Here is a 263-nt window from a genome sequence, read left to right on the forward strand (position 1 = left end):
GAGGTGACCGTGGTCGAATTCATGGACCAGCTGATCCCCGGCGCCGACGCCGACCTGATCAAGCCGCTGGCCAAGCGCCTGGGCGGCAAGCTCAAGGGCGTGCACCTGAAAACCAAGGTGACCGAGGCCAAGGCCACCAAGAAGGGCATCGAGGTCGCCTACGAAGGCGACAGCATCCCCGAGACCAGGCTGTTCGACCGCGTGCTGGTGGCGGTGGGTCGCTCGCCCAACGGCGGCAAGATCGGCGCGGACAAGGCCGGCGT

The 263-nt window shown here is 67.3% G+C and carries 1 protein-coding gene; it reads left to right on the forward strand.

What is annotated here, in order from left to right; all coding sequences use genetic code 11:
• The coding region (locus ACPYOI_RS36400; RefSeq protein WP_481424221.1) for an FAD-dependent oxidoreductase at positions 1-263 on the forward strand (263 nt) is incomplete at both ends.

The sequence above is a fragment of the Rhizobium sp. SVR5-2C genome, assembly GCF_056755115.1.